Annotated in this window: 16 protein-coding genes; 13 read left to right on the top strand and 3 right to left on the bottom strand. The window is 41.7% G+C overall.

The genetic code is table 11. The annotated features are described in order from the left end of the window. The first annotated feature begins 17 nt into the window (after positions 1-17). The 8 genes from nanU to ACQY4U_RS21450 all read left to right on the top strand — a co-directional run bounded on the left by nanU (position 18) and on the right by ACQY4U_RS21450 (position 9,659). Positions 18-1,580: a SusD family outer membrane lipoprotein NanU gene (gene nanU / locus ACQY4U_RS21485; protein ID WP_428331518.1), complete on the top strand. Its 1,563-nt coding sequence runs from the start codon at positions 18-20 to the stop codon at positions 1,578-1,580. Between the two features lie 113 nt (positions 1,581-1,693). Further along, positions 1,694-2,635 carry a dihydrodipicolinate synthase family protein gene (locus ACQY4U_RS21480; protein WP_428331517.1) on the top strand — a complete coding sequence of 314 codons (942 nt, stop codon included), beginning with the start codon at positions 1,694-1,696 and terminating at the stop codon, positions 2,633-2,635. After that, a complete protein-coding gene (locus ACQY4U_RS21475) occupies positions 2,632-3,828 on the top strand; it encodes a Kelch repeat-containing protein (protein WP_428331516.1) in 1,197 nt (398 codons plus the stop codon). The genes ACQY4U_RS21480 and ACQY4U_RS21475 overlap by 4 nt, the downstream gene beginning before the upstream one ends. After that, a complete protein-coding gene (locus ACQY4U_RS21470; protein WP_428331515.1) occupies positions 3,825-5,060 on the top strand; it encodes an MFS transporter in 1,236 nt (411 codons plus the stop codon). Before ACQY4U_RS21475 ends, ACQY4U_RS21470 begins: the two co-directional genes overlap by 4 nt. Positions 5,061-5,072: 12 nt before the next feature. Next, the gene (locus ACQY4U_RS21465; RefSeq protein ID WP_428331514.1) at positions 5,073-7,172 is read left to right on the top strand and encodes a GDSL-type esterase/lipase family protein; all 2,100 of its coding nucleotides are present in this window, start codon (positions 5,073-5,075) and stop codon (positions 7,170-7,172) included. A gap of 8 nt (positions 7,173-7,180) precedes the next feature. Next, the gene (locus ACQY4U_RS21460; RefSeq protein ID WP_428331513.1) at positions 7,181-8,365 is read left to right on the top strand and encodes an AGE family epimerase/isomerase; all 1,185 of its coding nucleotides are present in this window, start codon (positions 7,181-7,183) and stop codon (positions 8,363-8,365) included. Beyond that, positions 8,362-9,528, top strand: a complete 1,167-nt coding sequence (locus tag ACQY4U_RS21455; RefSeq protein ID WP_428331512.1) for a sialidase family protein — start codon at positions 8,362-8,364, stop codon at positions 9,526-9,528. The genes ACQY4U_RS21460 and ACQY4U_RS21455 overlap by 4 nt, the downstream gene beginning before the upstream one ends. Positions 9,529-9,530: 2 nt before the next feature. Beyond that, positions 9,531-9,659 (top strand): hypothetical protein, encoded by a 129-nt coding sequence (locus ACQY4U_RS21450; protein ID WP_428331511.1) that lies wholly within the window; start codon positions 9,531-9,533, stop codon positions 9,657-9,659. Positions 9,660-9,845: 186 nt separating this feature from the next. Here the strand turns inward: ACQY4U_RS21450 and ACQY4U_RS21445 are convergent, their stop codons facing one another. Genes ACQY4U_RS21445 through ACQY4U_RS21435 form a run of 3 tightly spaced genes read right to left on the bottom strand, consistent with a single transcriptional unit; the run spans position 9,846 to position 11,024 of the window. Beyond that, positions 9,846-9,980, bottom strand: coding sequence for a hypothetical protein (locus ACQY4U_RS21445; RefSeq protein WP_428331510.1), 135 nt, complete (start codon positions 9,978-9,980; stop codon positions 9,846-9,848). A gap of 28 nt (positions 9,981-10,008) precedes the next feature. Continuing rightward, positions 10,009-10,479 (bottom strand): zinc-binding dehydrogenase, encoded by a 471-nt coding sequence (locus ACQY4U_RS21440; RefSeq protein WP_428331509.1) that lies wholly within the window; start codon positions 10,477-10,479, stop codon positions 10,009-10,011. After that, entirely contained in the window at positions 10,479-11,024 is a 546-nt protein-coding gene (locus ACQY4U_RS21435) for an alcohol dehydrogenase catalytic domain-containing protein (protein ID WP_428331508.1), read from the bottom strand. Before ACQY4U_RS21435 ends, ACQY4U_RS21440 begins: the two co-directional genes overlap by 1 nt. A 302-nt stretch (positions 11,025-11,326) precedes the next feature. On the opposite strand from ACQY4U_RS21435, the gene ACQY4U_RS21430 reads away from it, so the two are divergent. The 5 genes from ACQY4U_RS21430 (at position 11,327) to ACQY4U_RS21410 (ending at position 15,744) form a co-directional block, all read left to right on the top strand. Next, on the top strand, positions 11,327-11,728 hold the full coding sequence (locus tag ACQY4U_RS21430) for a winged helix-turn-helix transcriptional regulator (RefSeq protein ID WP_428331507.1): 402 nt from the start codon (positions 11,327-11,329) through the stop codon (positions 11,726-11,728). Positions 11,729-11,948: 220 nt separating this feature from the next. After that, a complete protein-coding gene (locus tag ACQY4U_RS21425; protein ID WP_428331506.1) occupies positions 11,949-12,920 on the top strand; it encodes an aldo/keto reductase in 972 nt (323 codons plus the stop codon). After that, positions 12,921-13,727, top strand: coding sequence for a helix-turn-helix domain-containing protein (locus ACQY4U_RS21420; protein ID WP_428331505.1), 807 nt, complete (start codon positions 12,921-12,923; stop codon positions 13,725-13,727). It begins immediately after the preceding gene. Between the two features lie 213 nt (positions 13,728-13,940). Continuing rightward, entirely contained in the window at positions 13,941-14,816 is an 876-nt protein-coding gene (locus ACQY4U_RS21415; protein WP_428331504.1) for an SDR family oxidoreductase, read from the top strand. Between the two features lies 1 nt (position 14,817). Then, positions 14,818-15,744 (top strand): NAD(P)H-binding protein, encoded by a 927-nt coding sequence (locus ACQY4U_RS21410; RefSeq protein ID WP_428331503.1) that lies wholly within the window; start codon positions 14,818-14,820, stop codon positions 15,742-15,744. The last annotated feature ends 5 nt before the right edge of the window (positions 15,745-15,749 follow it).

Genomic DNA, 15,749 nt, shown 5'->3' with positions numbered 1-15,749 from the left:
TATATAATCAATAAAAAATGAAAAGATATATAATTATAATTTTATCAGGCTTAGGGATGTTTGCGCTGGTAAGCTCGTGCCGCAAACAGTTAAGCCTTACCCCGGTAAGCAGTATAACCGATGCAAATTTTTTCCAGTCTGCAAGTCAGTTTGATGCATTTATGGCAGGCATACATAATAATTTCAGGGCAAACAATAATGCATTTCAGATACTGGGCGAAATGCGTGCCGATATATTTGGTACCGATCCTGGTTCGGGATCTGCTTTTACCGGGGAAGCTACCCAGGGTCAGGAACGTTTATGGCAGGAAAACCTTAACCTGGATAACCCGGGCGTTAGCAATTTCGGCGGGTTTTATTTAAATATTGACCAGATCAACCTCATGATCTCCAAATTAAATACAACAACTGTAGTAGCCACTGCAACTAAAAACTATTATCTGGGTATTTGTTATGGCATGCGTGCTTTTTACTACTTCCAGATATATCGTACCTGGGGAAATGCCATTATACAAACCGACCCGGTAACTGGCAGCAGTCTTGATATTACTTCGCTGGCTAAAGCAGCCTCACCACAAACGGCGGTAATGGCTTTGATTAAGGCAGATATTACCCAATCATTAGCAAGTTTTGGTAGTGATTACTCATTCAAAAATTCAAAATCATACTGGTCAAAATCAGCTACATTGATGCTGGAAGCCGAAGTATATTTGTGGACAAGTGTTCATAACAGTGGCGGAACGGCAGACGCTACTATTGCAGAAAACGCGTTGAATGATATACAGACAAATGCAGGTTTACAGCTATTAACATCTTATTCAAGTGTTTTTTCATCAACCAATAAGGGCAATAGCGAGATCATATTTGCCATTCACTACCAATTTAATGAGCCTAATGCTACTACTAACAACGGTATGGCCTGGATACAAAGCACCTATGTTCCGCAGTCGGGTTTAATTGCTAACTTCTATGATTCACTTGCTAACCGCCAGTTTAATGCAACTACTGATAACTGGGGCGGCTTATTGCGTGCGCCGGTTACTATAGCCACTTTTAGGAAATTTAACCCGCTCGATTCAAGGGCATTGGCAAGCATCCAGCCTGCCTATAATAAATTAAGCAACGGAACTTACCAGATAGCCGGTTGTTTTGTTGACAAATATCAGGGAGAACAAGATGCTGGAGTAAGATACATAACCAATGATTTCCCTGTATACCGCTATGCCGATCTGCTTTTGCTGAAGGCAACAGCAGAGGTTTACCTGGGGCAGGATCCAAGCAACGAGATCAATAAAGTAAGAGCAAGGGCCTACGGTGTCAATTATAAAGCAGCAACCATAGGCTTTCCAAATCAAGCTATAGATGCAAACCCAAGGGAAGCCATTTTGCAGGAGCGTTTATATGAATTTGTATTTGAAGGAAAAAGATGGTATGATTTAAGAAGCATGGGCGATAGCTATGTTTATGAGCATACTGCCTTGTTACCAGCAAATGCATACGCCTTATTGTGGCCAATTGACCGTAATACGCTTACCAACAATACCAAATTGGTACAAACAGCCGGTTACACATCATTTTAAAATAATTGTAAGATACTATGTGTGAGCATAGCGTTAGTTGATTGAATGCTTTATACATACCGGGAGCAAAACTCCCGGTATAATAAGGCCACAAATAATTTTAAACAATACTTATGAAATTTGAACATTTACAGGGATTAATTGCGGCACCTTTTACACCAATGGATAATAATGGCGGCATTAATACCACTATTATTCCCGCTTATTATAAATTTTTGAAACAAAATGGTAATACCGGTGCATTCATCTGCGGATCTACCGGTGAAGGAGTATCCTTAACCATAGAAGAAAAAAAACACATAACAGATGTCTGGGCAAAATGTACTGTTAGCGATAAAGATTTTAAAGTGATGCTATTAGTTGGCGGCAATACCCTTGCCGACTGTATTGAATTGGCCAAACATGCGCAAAAAGCAGGTATATATGCTGTTTCGTTTACATCACCGAGTTATTTTAAACCGGCTAATGTTGCTGTGCTTGCGCAGATGTGCAGGCAAATTGCAGCAGCCGTACCAGGCATTCCGTTTTATTATTACCACATCCCGGTTTTAACCAATGTAGGCTTCCCGATGATCGACTTGTTAAACGCAGTTAATGATGTGCCGAACTTTGCAGGTATAAAATATACCCATGAGGATTTTATGGATTTCTTATCATGCAGTACCTTTCAAAATGGACAATATGATATGCTTTGGGGCAGGGACGAAAACATGCTACCGGCATTAGCAGTAGGGGCAAAGGGAGCGGTAGGCAGTACATTTAACTATGCTGCACCACTTTATTATGATTTAATTAACGCTTTTGAAAATAATGACCTTGAAAAAGCGCAGCAGTTGCAGCAAAAATCTGTTGATATGATCAGGCTGCTGGGCAAATACGGCGGTATTTCTGTTGGAAAGGCCTACATGAAATTAGTTGGAATTGATTGCGGGGAATTTAGGTTACCTGTAAGCAATATGACGCAGGAACAATTTGAAAACTTTAAATTAGATGTTTCTAAATTAGGTTTTGACGAGTTTAAATCAAACTTGCAGCCGCAAGTCTCAATCAAATGAAACCATTTTTTGCCTTTCTTTTACTTATAATTTGTATGATGTTGGTGTCGTGTGAAACTATTGCGCAAAATAATTTAAATAAAATCTCGTGGTCAGTAGCTGCCGAACTGCCTTTAGCTGCCGGCATGCAAAAGCAATTGGGGGTAGCAGGCCCATTTACCGGCGTTAATAATGGAGTTTTGTTAATAGCAGGCGGCAGCAATTTTACCGATGGCGCAAAGCCCTGGCAAGGAGGGGTAAAGGTTTATAAAGATGATATTTATGTTTTGGAAAAAACTGAAAGTGGCAAATTTAATTGGATCATCCCTAAAACAAAACACCTGAAACAAAAAATGGCTTATGGCGCCAGTACTACTATTACCGGAGGTATTATATGCGCCGGGGGAGAAACTGAACATTCCGGCAGTAACAGGGAGGTATTTATGATGCGATGGGACGCAGTTAGCCGGGATATTGTTTATAAACAACTTCCTTCATTACCAATTCCGGTAGCAAACGCGGGTATAACAAGTATTGGAAACGTAGTATACCTTGTTGGTGGCGAAAGCAACGGCGAGCCCTCAGATAAAGTATTTAAGCTAAACCTTGATGATAGCAAACCGGAATGGTTATCCTTACCACCTTTGCCTGTTGCAATGTCGCATTCGCTTGCCGTTGCACAGTCAAATGGAAATTATCCTTGTGTTTATATAATAGGCGGTCGTAGCAGTATACCATTGGGTATTAGTACATTGCACAACACCACCTTTTGTTACGATCCCCAATATAATAAATGGATCACCCTTAGTAATGTGGGTGATGGCTTGCACACAACGTCTATTTCAGCAGCTACGGGAATAGCAAACGGAAAGCAGCATATTATATTAATAGGTGGTGATAAAGGCGATCTATTCCATAAAATAGAAACATGGAATGCGATTATTGCAAATAGCAAAAACGATAAGGAAAAGAAAAAGGCCAATAGTGAAAAATTAGCACTTTTAAATAATCATCCTGGGTTTAGTAAAGATGTTTATGAATTTAACACGCAAACCAATACTTGGAAAAAAATTGGTGAACTGCCGTTTTACGGCCAGGTAACTACCACGGCTGTAAAATGGGATAAAGAAATTTTTATTCCTGGTGGTGAGATAAAACCGGGTACACGTACACCCAATATATCAAGAGGTAAGTTTGAGAAATTAGAAAAATGACCTATTCAAAAAATTACGCTTGGATTTTAGTCGGACTGTTATGGGGCGTGGCCTTGTTGAATTATATGGACAGGCAAATGCTTTCGGTAATGAAACCTGCCATGCAGCTGGATATAGCCGAACTAAAGTCTGCTACCAACTTCGGGTATTTGATGGCTATTTTTCTTTGGATCTATGGTATCATGAGCCCGGTTTCGGGAATTTTTGCAGATAAGTTTAACCGAAAATGGCTGATCGTTTTCAGTTTGTTCGTTTGGTCGGCAGTTACTTTTTCAATGGGATTTGCAACTACTTTTAATCAAATTTACTGGTTAAGGGCTATAATGGGTATCAGCGAAGCATTATATATACCGGCAGGCTTATCATTAATTGCTGATGTTCATTCGTCCAAAACAAGATCACTTGCCATAGGGATCCACATGACAGGGCTTTATGTGGGCCAGGCCTTAGGTGGTTTTGGTGCAACTGTTGCTGCTGCTTTTTCATGGCAAACAACCTTTCAAGCTTTTGGATTAACGGGTGTTCTGTATTCGCTGGTGTTGATCTTATTTCTAAAGGAAAAGAAAAGATCTAAAGAAACAACCCTGGCAGATGCCGTTACAGGCAGCTCAAAACCTTTCAAGGGTCTGGTAATCTTATTTAGTAATATAGCCTTTTGGGTTATCCTCTTTTATTTTGCGGTAGTGAGTTTGCCCGGTTGGGCCTGCAAAAACTGGCTGCCCACACTTTTTTCACAAAACTTGCATACACCTATGAGCCAGGCAGGGCCATTTTCTACCATCGCTATTGCGGCGTCTTCATTTCTGGGGGTAATCTTGGGTGGCCTGCTTTCTGATAAATGGGTACAAAAAAATATGATGGGGCGGGTTTACACCAGTGCTATCGGTATGGCATTAACCATACCTGCGCTATTGCTGATCGGTTTTGGGCACACGCTTTTTTCTGTTATAAGCGCTGCGCTTTGTTTTGGGGTAGGCTATGGAATGTTTGATGCTAATAATATGCCCATTCTTTGCCAGTTTGTTAGCTCAAAATACAGAGCTACTGCTTATGGATTGATGAATATGACGGGTGTATTTGCCGGAGCATTTATTACCGATCTGTTGGGCAAATCATCAGATGCCGGCAATCTGGGTAAAGATTTCGCAATGCTGGCCGGGATTGTTTTACTGGCCTTGATGCTGCAACTCTATTTTCTAAGACCAGCGGCCAATGATTTTGTAGAGGCATAAATATTTAATAGTATGAACTACAAACAAGTATTCTCATTCATCACAGCATTATTTATTTTTTTGCTGATTAGCTTACGCATTGATGCGCAGGACAAGGTTTTGAAAGTTGCCTGTATCGGCAATTCCGTTACTTATGGTTACGGGCTTAAAAATAGAGAACGAGAGTGTTACCCTGCTCAACTGCAAAATCTTTTAGGTAAGGGATATATTGTGAAGAATTTTGGTCATAGTGGTGCAACACTACTAAAGAAAGGCCACAATCCGTATTATAAAACACCGGAGTTTGCTGATGCAATAGGTTTTAAGCCTGACATTGCCATAATTGATCTCGGCCTTAATGATACCGATCCGAGGGACTGGCCGGATTATCACGACGAATTTGAAGCCGATTATGCATGGCTGATCGGTGCTTTTAAACAATCTAATCCGGGAGTTAAAATATACATCTGCCGTTTAACGCCCATATTTAGCGGCCATCCACGTTTTAAATCGGGTACAAGGGATTGGTATTGGCAAATCCAGGGTTTAATCCCTTACATTTCCCGTACAAATCACGTTAGTTTAATCGATCTGCACCAACCGTTTTATGCCCGGCCTGATCTTTTTGCTGATAACCTGCATCCTGATCAGGAAGGCGCATACATTATGGCCACAACAATTCATCAGGCAATAAGCAAAAACTATGGCGGACTAAAACTTCCTGAAGTATTTGCGGATAATATGGTACTGCAGCGTAATATGCCTGTGCCGGTATCCGGAACAGCAAATACAGGGAACAGTATTGAAGTAACTTTTAGGAAGTACAGATTAACCGCAAGGGCTGACGAATACGGGCACTGGAGGATTATTTTACCTGCTATGTTACCCGGCGGCCCATTTAGCATGACCGTAAAAGATAATGATACAACCATCATCTTCAAAAATATATTGATTGGCGATGTTTGGCTATGCTCTGGGCAATCCAATATGGCATTCCCGCTAAGGAGCGAAGCCGATGGGGATAATGAAATAAAAACAGCTGCAAATAACACGGCAATAAGGCTGTATCAGCTTAATCTGTTAAAACAAACTGATTCCATTACCTGGGATACCTCAACTTTAGCTAAAGTTAACAGGTTGAAGTATTTTTCGGGTACCTGGAAAGAAAGCAATACACTTTCGGCCCGTGATTTTTCGGCTATAGCTTATTATTTCGGTGAAAAAATAAACCGTGAAGCGCATGTACCCATAGGTTTAATACAGGTGGCCGTTGGCGGATCACCTATAGAATCATGGATAGACAGGTACACGATGGAGCACGATCCGGTTTTGGTTGATATGCTGACTAACTGGCGAAAATCAGATTTTACCATGCAATGGTGCCGCGACAGGGCAGATATTAATTTAAAATATTCGGCTTCAGGAAAACAGCGACATCCATACGAGCCTTGCTACAATTACGAAGCAGGCATTGCTCCTTTAACAGGGTTTCCTGTTAAAGGTGTTTTATGGTACCAGGGCGAAAGTAATACACACAATACAGAACTATACAACCGGCTGTTTAAAGCGATAGTTACCAGCTGGCGGCAAAAATGGGGATTGGATCTTCCTTTTTACTTTGTGCAGCTATCCGGCATCAATAGGCCTTCATGGCCGGGCTTCAGAGAGATGGAAAATAAATTGCAGCAACAAATTCCCGGTGTGCACATGGCTGTTAGTATGGATATGGGGGATTCCTTAAATGTTCACTATAAGCAAAAAAAAGTAGTGGCAAACAGGTTGGCCTTACTGGCGCTGCATTATACTTACAAAAAACAAATAACCGCCGATGGCCCTGCACCATTAACAGTATTGCATAAAGGCAACTCCATCATAATTGTTTTTAAAGAGCAATTAACCACGGGGAATCACAAACCATTGACGGGGTTTGAATTGATTAATACAAAAGGTGAACGGATAGCAGTTGTTGCCTTCATCAACAAAAATAATATCTATCTCAAAATTCCAGAAGGGGAAGACGTGAAAGCAATATGGTATGCCATGCAGCCCTTTACGCACGCTAACCTGGTGAATAATGCGGGGATACCTGCATCAACCTTCAGGTTATTACTTAATGGTAATGAAAAATTATAATCAATAAAATGAACTACACGGAACAGGAAATAGAGCGATTAGCAGGTTTTTACGAGGATCAGTTATTAAAGGATACGGTGCCATTTTGGTTCCCACGGTCGTATGATTCGGAGCATGGCGGTTTCCTGCTAATGCGCGACCACGATGGTTCGCTGATAGATGATGATAAAGCGGTTTGGATACAGGGCAGGGCCACCTGGCTATTGGCAACACTATATAATACGGTTGAGAAGAAACAGGAATGGTTGGATGGCGCAAAACTGGGGTATGAATTTTTGATAAATCATTGTTTTGATACTGACGGGCAAATGTTTTTCCATGTTACCCGCAATGGCAGTCCGATCCGTAAACGCAGGTACTTTTTTTCAGAAACTTTTGCTGTAATTGCTTTAGCCGCTTACGCAAAAGCTACCGTCAGCGAACAAATTGCTGAAAAAGCACGGAACATTTTCGGTAAGTGTATTGAATACGCAACTATTCCCGGCTTGCTGCAGCCAAAATTTACTTCAATAAGGCCATCAAAAGGTATAGGTGTGCCTATGATTATGATCAATACCGCGCAGCAGCTCAGGGATACAATCGGCGATTCGCGTTGCGACGGGTGGATAGATAAATGGATTAACGAAATAGAGAACGATTTTGTTAAGGATGATATTAAATGTGTAATGGAACAGGTGGCACCTGACGGAAATATTATTGACCATATAGATGGCCGAACGCTTAACCCTGGGCATGCGATGGAAGGAGCGTGGTTTATACTGCACGAGGCAAAATACCGCGATAATGACCCGAAGCTCATTGCTTTGGGTTGCCGGATGCTTGATTATATGTGGGAACGCGGATGGGATAAGGAGTACGGCGGTATTTTGTATTACCGGGATATTTACAATAAGCCCGTGCAGGAATACTGGCATGATATGAAATTTTGGTGGCCGCACAACGAGGCAATCATTGCTACTTTGTTAGCTTATACAATTACAGGTGCTGAAAAATATGCCCGCTGGCATAAAATGGTACATGACTATGCTTATGGACATTTCCATGATGAAAATCATAGTGAATGGTTTGGCTATCTGCACCGCGATGGAACCATAGCCCAGCCGGCAAAAGGAAATTTATTTAAAGGACCATTTCACCTGCCACGCCAGGAATGGTATTGTATGCAATTATTAAAAAGTATTGAGAGAAAATGAGAAAACTTATTATTTACGTTTTGATTAACGTTTTGGGTATGGCAGTTGCTGGTGCACAGCCAAAGGAAGTTCCGGTATTTGCTTCGGGAACAGAAGGGTATAAAACATTTCGCATACCGGCTATTATTAAAGCACCAAACGGGAGCTTGCTTGCATTTTGTGAAGGACGTGTAAATGGCGGTGGTGATTTCGGCAATATCCAGATCGTGTTGAAAAGAAGCAGCGATAATGGTAAAACCTGGAGTGCCTTACAAATAGTAGCCTCTAACGACACTTTGCAAACTGACAATGCTGCCCCGGTAGTAGATAGCACTGATCCCAGGTATCCGAAAGGCAGGATCTTCCTTTTTTATAACACTGGTAATGTTTCAGAATCAAAGCTAAGACAAGGTTTTGGTGTGCGCGAAGTATGGTATAAAGCCTCTGTAGATAATGGTTTAACCTGGTCTGCTCCTGTAAATATTACTTTGCAGGTTCACAAACCCAAACAGCCTGAATTTAATAAGGATTATAATTTTAATGAAGATTGGCGCAGCTATGCCAATACTCCAGGTCATGCTGTTCAATTTGCAGAAGGGTTATATAAAGGGCGTATTTATGTTGCAGCCAATCATTCAACAGGTGCCCCACAAAAACATTATGGAGATGGCCGGGCATTTGGATACTACACAGATGATCATGGTAAAACCTTTAAAATAAGTGATGAGGTAAATATCCCCGGCGGCAACGAGGTGATGGCTGCTGAGTTATCCGGTAACGAACTGATGCTTAGTATCCGAAATCAGTTGGGGGATATTAAGCAAAGGATAATTGCGATAAGCAATAACGGCGGACAGCAATGGCACACTGTTTATTTTGACCCGCATCTGCCCGATCCGGTTTGCCAGGGCAGTATATTGAACATTGGTAAGTATAAAGGAAAAAATATACTGGCAATTTGTAACGATGCTGACACCTTGCAGAGAAATAATCTCACATTGCGCATTAGTTATGACGAAGGAAAAAGCTGGAAGAAAAACTACCTTATTGCTAAAGCCCCCGAAGGCTACAAAGGTGATTACAGCGCTTATTCTGATCTTGTTTTAACAAATAAGAAAGAGGTTGGTGTGCTTTATGAAAAGGACAATTACAAGCAGATAGTTTTTGTTGTACATAAGCTTTAAACATGAAAAAAGTTATTGGGATAGCCTGTCTCTTATTTTTAGCTATAAGCGCTGCTGCACAGGTTCATCTACCTGTTTACCCGGATTCTGTATTCTCTACTTATTATCAGCAGCGGGTTACCCATTTCTAAACAATTGCTAATTACAAATCACCGATTGATTCATAATCATTGTTATTATAGGAATTGTTGGCCATATTGAGCTTAAATAGATTTTAGGCTATCTTAAATTGCTTATTTGCTAACATTTAGTCACCTAAATTATTAACCTGAATTTCATGTGGCTTAATTAGGTAACCCATCTTTTCAAACACCTTTTTAAATTGCGCAGTCAGTACGTTCCATATGTTCCAGGCCCATTTTTATTGCTAAATAAGTGGTGCCCCAAATAAGGTATACAGCTGCAAAGGCTAACAATACTTTAATGTCGATGGTTTTAAGCACGTTTCTCATTTATCTGGTTTATTGCGTTGGCCACTAATTATTTGAACGCAAGAGCGATCTTGCCGAAATGTGTTCCTTTTTCCAGCGCGCTTAAAGCTTCCCTGGCATCTTCGAAAGCATATACTTTGTCTACTATCGGGCTAATTTGATTCACATCTAAAGCTTTGTTCATCCTTGTGAACATTTCCTTCGATCCAACTTCTATCCCTTGCAGCCGGATTTGCTTCGACATAATTTTGGCGGTATTGATGTTGCCATAAAATCCGTCGATCAAACCGATCAGCGATATCGTGCCATCCAGCGCCAACACTTCTATCGAGCGGTTGATGTGGTCGCTTCCAACCACTTCAACTACGTGATCTACCCCTAAACCGTTGGTTAGCTCCAATACTTCGCTTTCCCAGGCTGGAGAAGACCTGTAATTTATTAAATGATGAACGCCCATCTTACCAGCGAGCGATAGTTTTTCATCGCTGCTTGACAGAAGGATAACTTTTGCACCACTCATCAACGCGAATTGCGTGGAGAATAAAGATATCCCCCCGTACCTTGTATCAGAACCGTTTGGCCAGGACCGATCTTGCCTTTTTCCATCATACCATTCCATGCGGTAAGACCTGCACATGGTAAAGTAGCCGCAGCTGCATCACTTAAAAATGCTGGAACTTTTATCACGGCGCTTTTGTCAAAGACTACGTATTCCTGCAACACACCATCATATAATCTGCCTCCCAAGGGATTGACCAGCTTTGCCGGATTAAGCTTCCCTTCCAGCCAGTTGGGCAAAAACAGGCCCGCTACCCGATCATTTATCTTCAGCGAGTTAACCGCTATTCCTTTTTCCACGACAATCCCCACACCATCAGAAATGGGTATTCTGCCGACTGGTGGCTTCCATGATTCGATACCTTTAATCACCAAAAGATCCCGGTAATTTAAAGACGCTGCCTTTATTTTTACCAATACCTGGTGGGGCAATAATTTAGGAATATCTTTTTCAACCAACGCCAGGCCGGCTATGCTGTATTTTTCGGTAACTTGATATGCTTTCATCTATTGTTGTTATTATTATTTAGTGAATGCCATTATAGCGAACTGGTCGTAAATAGAAAGACTTCGACTAAGGAGCAAACTCGTACAATCACCATTTACCTCGTTTTTCGATTTCCCCGTGATTCCATGATTAATACAAGTGTTAGGTATTTCCACTTTGTACTTGTTTTTGTTAACTTGAGCAACATTCATGATTTGCATATAAATAGTTGATTAAAATAAATTTCCACTACAAAAGTACTGTCAATATTTGTCTGATTTCGACGCGATGCCCTTTATGAGTTACTAATAATTAAATGAGTATGAGCATAAAAAAATTTAGTTCCACCAATACCTTGAACGAACTTTACCTCGACGAGCGCTGCACTTTGAACAAGGTTTTGCGAATCATCGGAAAAAGATGGGTATCCGAAATTTTAGTACTGATTAAACAGGATGTTTGTCGGTTTAGTTACCTCAAGGAGTGTCTTAATGGTATATCCGACAACGTGCTATCAAACGTTTTAAATGAGTTAGTAAAAGCTGACTTCATTGAAAAACAAATTTTCAATGAAGTTCCATTGAAAGTAGAATACAACATTACAGCAAGCGGGCTTGAACTTGTAAATGTGATGCACGAACTTTGCAACTGGGGTAAAAAACATATTCCATACGAAGTGAGAATTCAACCAACGAGAAGAAACGCTCATACTGAATTGCAATAACACATATATGGTTAAAAAAACTGAATTTGTCTAAAAAGGTATGTCTTTTATGTAATCTTTTTAGGGGACTTGAAATTTTTTTTTCGACAATCGTGCGCGTAATAGTAATATTTTGCAATTGAGTGCATAATCTTTAAAAAGTGAAGACTTGAGCCGTATGGACAAAATATTTGAGCCGTAGGGGAAACTTTTACCTGTGGTGAATGTTGATCTTTGTTTCATGAAAAACATCACAAAAATTCAATTGGGTCAAAATGGCCCATTCGTATCCAAACTTGGTTTAGGCTGTATGCGGATGTCGGCTATCTGGGGCGGTTCTACACCTGACGAAAAGGAAAGTATTGCTACCATACACGAAGCTTTAGACAGCGGTATTAATTTCCTGAACACCGGCGACTTTTATGGTGCCGGCCATAATGAAATGCTGATAGGTAAGGCTATTAAAGGAAGGCGTAACGATGCTTTCATCAGTGTAAAATTCGGTGCCATCTTTCACAATGGTCATTGGTTGGGAATGGATCTCCGCCCCATCGCGATCAAAAATTTTGTAAACTACTCACTTACCCGTTTGGGTATCGAAACTATCGACCTTTACCAGCCAAGTAGAATGGATAACAGCGTACCGGTTGAAGATATTATTGGAACGGTAGCCGAACTGGTTAAAGAAGGTAAAGTGCGCCATATCGGTGTATCGGAAATTACGGCTGAACAACTTCTTAAAGCCAACAGTATTCATCCGATTAGTGCGCTGGAGATTGGATACTCGCTGGCTGAACGTGGAATAGAAAGCGAACTGCTACCCGCAGCAAAGGAATTAGGTATTGCTGTAGTTGCCTTCGCGAATACCGCTGAAGGCTTATTGACCGGCGAAATGAAAGCTCCGCTTACCGAGAATGATTACCGCAACCATTTCTCCCGTTTCCAGGGTAAAAACTTAATTCATAACCTGGAAAAAGTAGAAGTCCTAAAGCAATTGGCCGGCGATAAAGATTGTACACCAACACAAGTTGCCATTGCCTGGGTAAATGCTCAAGGTGATCATATCATGCCATTAGTGAGCATGAGCCGCAGATCAAGATTGCCGGAAAATATCGCAGCGATGGATATTGTATTCTCGCCGGAAGAAAGGAATACCTTAAACACTACTTTTGCAGAAGGTGCTATATTGGGCGGCACTTACTTACAACGCTAAATGACGAGTCCAGCAGAAATTCTTCCGGGTGTGATCTTTTATTCTTATCTCTCTGCTGAGCGGAAAGAAAAAGTTTGTTTTTGGAATCATCCCACGTTAGTATTTCAGGTTTCAGGACAATTCACAATGGAAACTTCGGGGCAAACCATCTCGATGGCAGGAGGCAAAATGTTGCTGATCGGCAAAAATCAGCTGGGAACACTTACCAAAACACCGCTGCCCGGCGGGAACTATGAAACAATTGTTATATCCCTGCAGGAAGACCTGTTGCGCAAGATTGCGCTGGAAGAAAAGCTCGAAGCAGACCAGAAATATATTGGTCCGCCAAATCTATTAATTCCATCTAACGAATTTTTGCAGGGGTATTTTCAATCTATTGTTCCTTACGCACGAAGCTCCGGAGCTCAGATGACGGACGAAATGGGAATCCTGAAAGTAAAAGAAGGCATTAAACTGCTGCTTCTTGCCCTGCCCGGACTTCGCAACTTTTTATTCGACTTTTCAGAACCCTATAAGATCGACTTAGAAAAGTTTATGTTAAGTAACTTTCATTTCAACGTCCCTGTCGAAAAATTTGCACAGTTAACCGGCCGCAGCCTGGCAGGTTTCAAACGTGATTTCCAAAAGGCTTTCAGCAAGCCGCCGCGTCACTGGCTCCAGGAAAAGCGGTTGGATACCGCCAAATATCTTATCGAAACCAAGCATCAAAAACCCTCGGCAATTTATCTCGAACTGGGTTTTGAAACCCTATCGCACTTTTCGCATTCATTCAGGAAAAAATTCGGCAAGGCACCTACCGTGGCGTAATAAAATCAAGCTTTATTATTTTCCATACTGCTTTGTTATTTTAGAACAAGAGTAATAAATCAAATCAAATCAATTACCTCCTTTGTCAAGCTCTACATTCACTTCTTTAGCCATTTTTTATATTCTTTTGCGGTTTTGGCTAAATCAAACGCAGATTTGGATAAATCCCACTCTTCAATATCCTCCATCTTTGTAGAAACAAAAAAAACAATTATGCGCGTATTTGTTACCGGAGCCACAGGCTTCATTGGTACTGCCATTGTGCAGGAATTAATAAATGCCGGCCACCAGGTATTGGGGCTGGCCCGTTCAGATGCATCAGTACAAAAATTAATAAATGCAGGTGCAGAAGTTCACAGGGGTGACCTGGAAGATCTCGAAAGTCTGCGCACCGGCGCCATGTATGCCGATGGTGTGATCCATGCAGGCTTTATACATGATTTTACCCGACTCCCGGAAGTTTGTGAAGTAGATAAAAAGGCTATCGAAACCATCGGCGAAATACTGGTCGGTTCTGATCGTCCCTTTATTGTAACCTCGGGTACAGCATTGGTTAGCCCGGGAAGACTGGCCACCGAAGATATAAAGCCACCGGTTAACCCGGGATGGCCGCGGGCTTCGGAACAAACAGGAGATTCGGTTGGCGCCGCATCAGTTCGCTTGTCGCCTTCAGTCCATGGAAATGACGATAAGCATGGCTTTGTGCCGATACTGGTTAATATTGCCCGCGAAAAAGGTTTTTCAGGCTATATCGGTGAAGGGCTTAATCGCTGGAACGCGGTGCATCGTTTGGATGCCGCCCATCTTTTTCGTTTGGCTATGGAAAATGCCACACCAGGTGCACGTTACCATGCTTCGGCTGAAGAAGCAATCACAGTTAAATCTATTGCCGAAGCTATTGGTAAACAACTTAATCTCCCGGTAAGGTCAGTTACACCCGAAGCCGCGGCAGAGCATTTTGGCTGGTTCTCGCAAATGGCTGGTATCGATTGTCCGTCTTCGAGCAAGTGGACACAGGAAACTTTGAACTGGCATCCTACGCGCTCAACCTTACTTACAGATATTGAAAACGGAGTTTACACCCAATAAAATGAAGATTATTGTAACGGGTTCTTTAGGAAACATCAGCCTGCCGCTAACTAAATCATTAATTGCCAAAGGACATCAGGTAGCTGTAATAAGCAGCGATCCTAAAAAACAAACGGCTATTGAAGCTTTGGGTGCAGTAGCAGCTATTGGGTCGATAGCTGATGTTGGTTTTTTGATAAATACATTTAAAGGTGCAGACGCGGTTTATACGATGATTCCGCTGAGTTTTACGGAGCCGGATCTGGGGGCTTATATGCGCCGGCTGGCGCAAAATTATGCAGAGGCCTTAAAGGAAGCTGGTATCAAACGGATCGTAGTAATGAGTGGTTGGGCTGCCGACCTGGTTAAAGGCGAAAACGTAGAACACATATTTGATGATCTTGATGCCTCCATTACCATTATGCGGCCTGGTTCGTTTTATACTAACTTTTACCAGTCTATGGATCTGATAAAAGGAAAGGGCTTCATTGGTAAATTCCTGACCCTGCGTTATGCTGGCCTTTGGGCTTTGCTAACCGGAAAGACAGGCCTTTTGATGGGGAACTATGGGGGAGAGGACCGGATCGTTTTTGTATCGCCAAAGGATATTGCTGATGCGGTAGCCGAGGAACTACTGTTACAGCCTAAAGATAAAACCATCCGTTATGTGGGCAGCGAAGAAATGACCTGTAACGAAGCGGCAAAGATAATTGGCGCGGCAGTAGGAAAGCCTTGGTTAAAATGGGTGTTACTCTCAGACAAGGAAATGCTACAGGGATTGAAGATGGCAAAATTGCCTGAAAAACTGGCTGAAACATTAGTAGAAATGCAGGCTGCGATGCACAGCGGAAAGACGCTGGAAAATTTTCACAAGAGCAAACCAAAAATGGGCAAAGTGAAGCTGGCTGATTTCGCCAAAGAGTTTGCCGCCGTTTATCATCAAAAATAACGAAC

It is taken from the genome of Mucilaginibacter sp., assembly GCF_965277465.1.
Lineage (GTDB): Bacteria > Bacteroidota > Bacteroidia > Sphingobacteriales > Sphingobacteriaceae > Mucilaginibacter.
The sequence above is the reverse complement of the archived record's forward strand: the minus strand, read 5'-3'. Positions and strand labels throughout refer to the sequence as shown.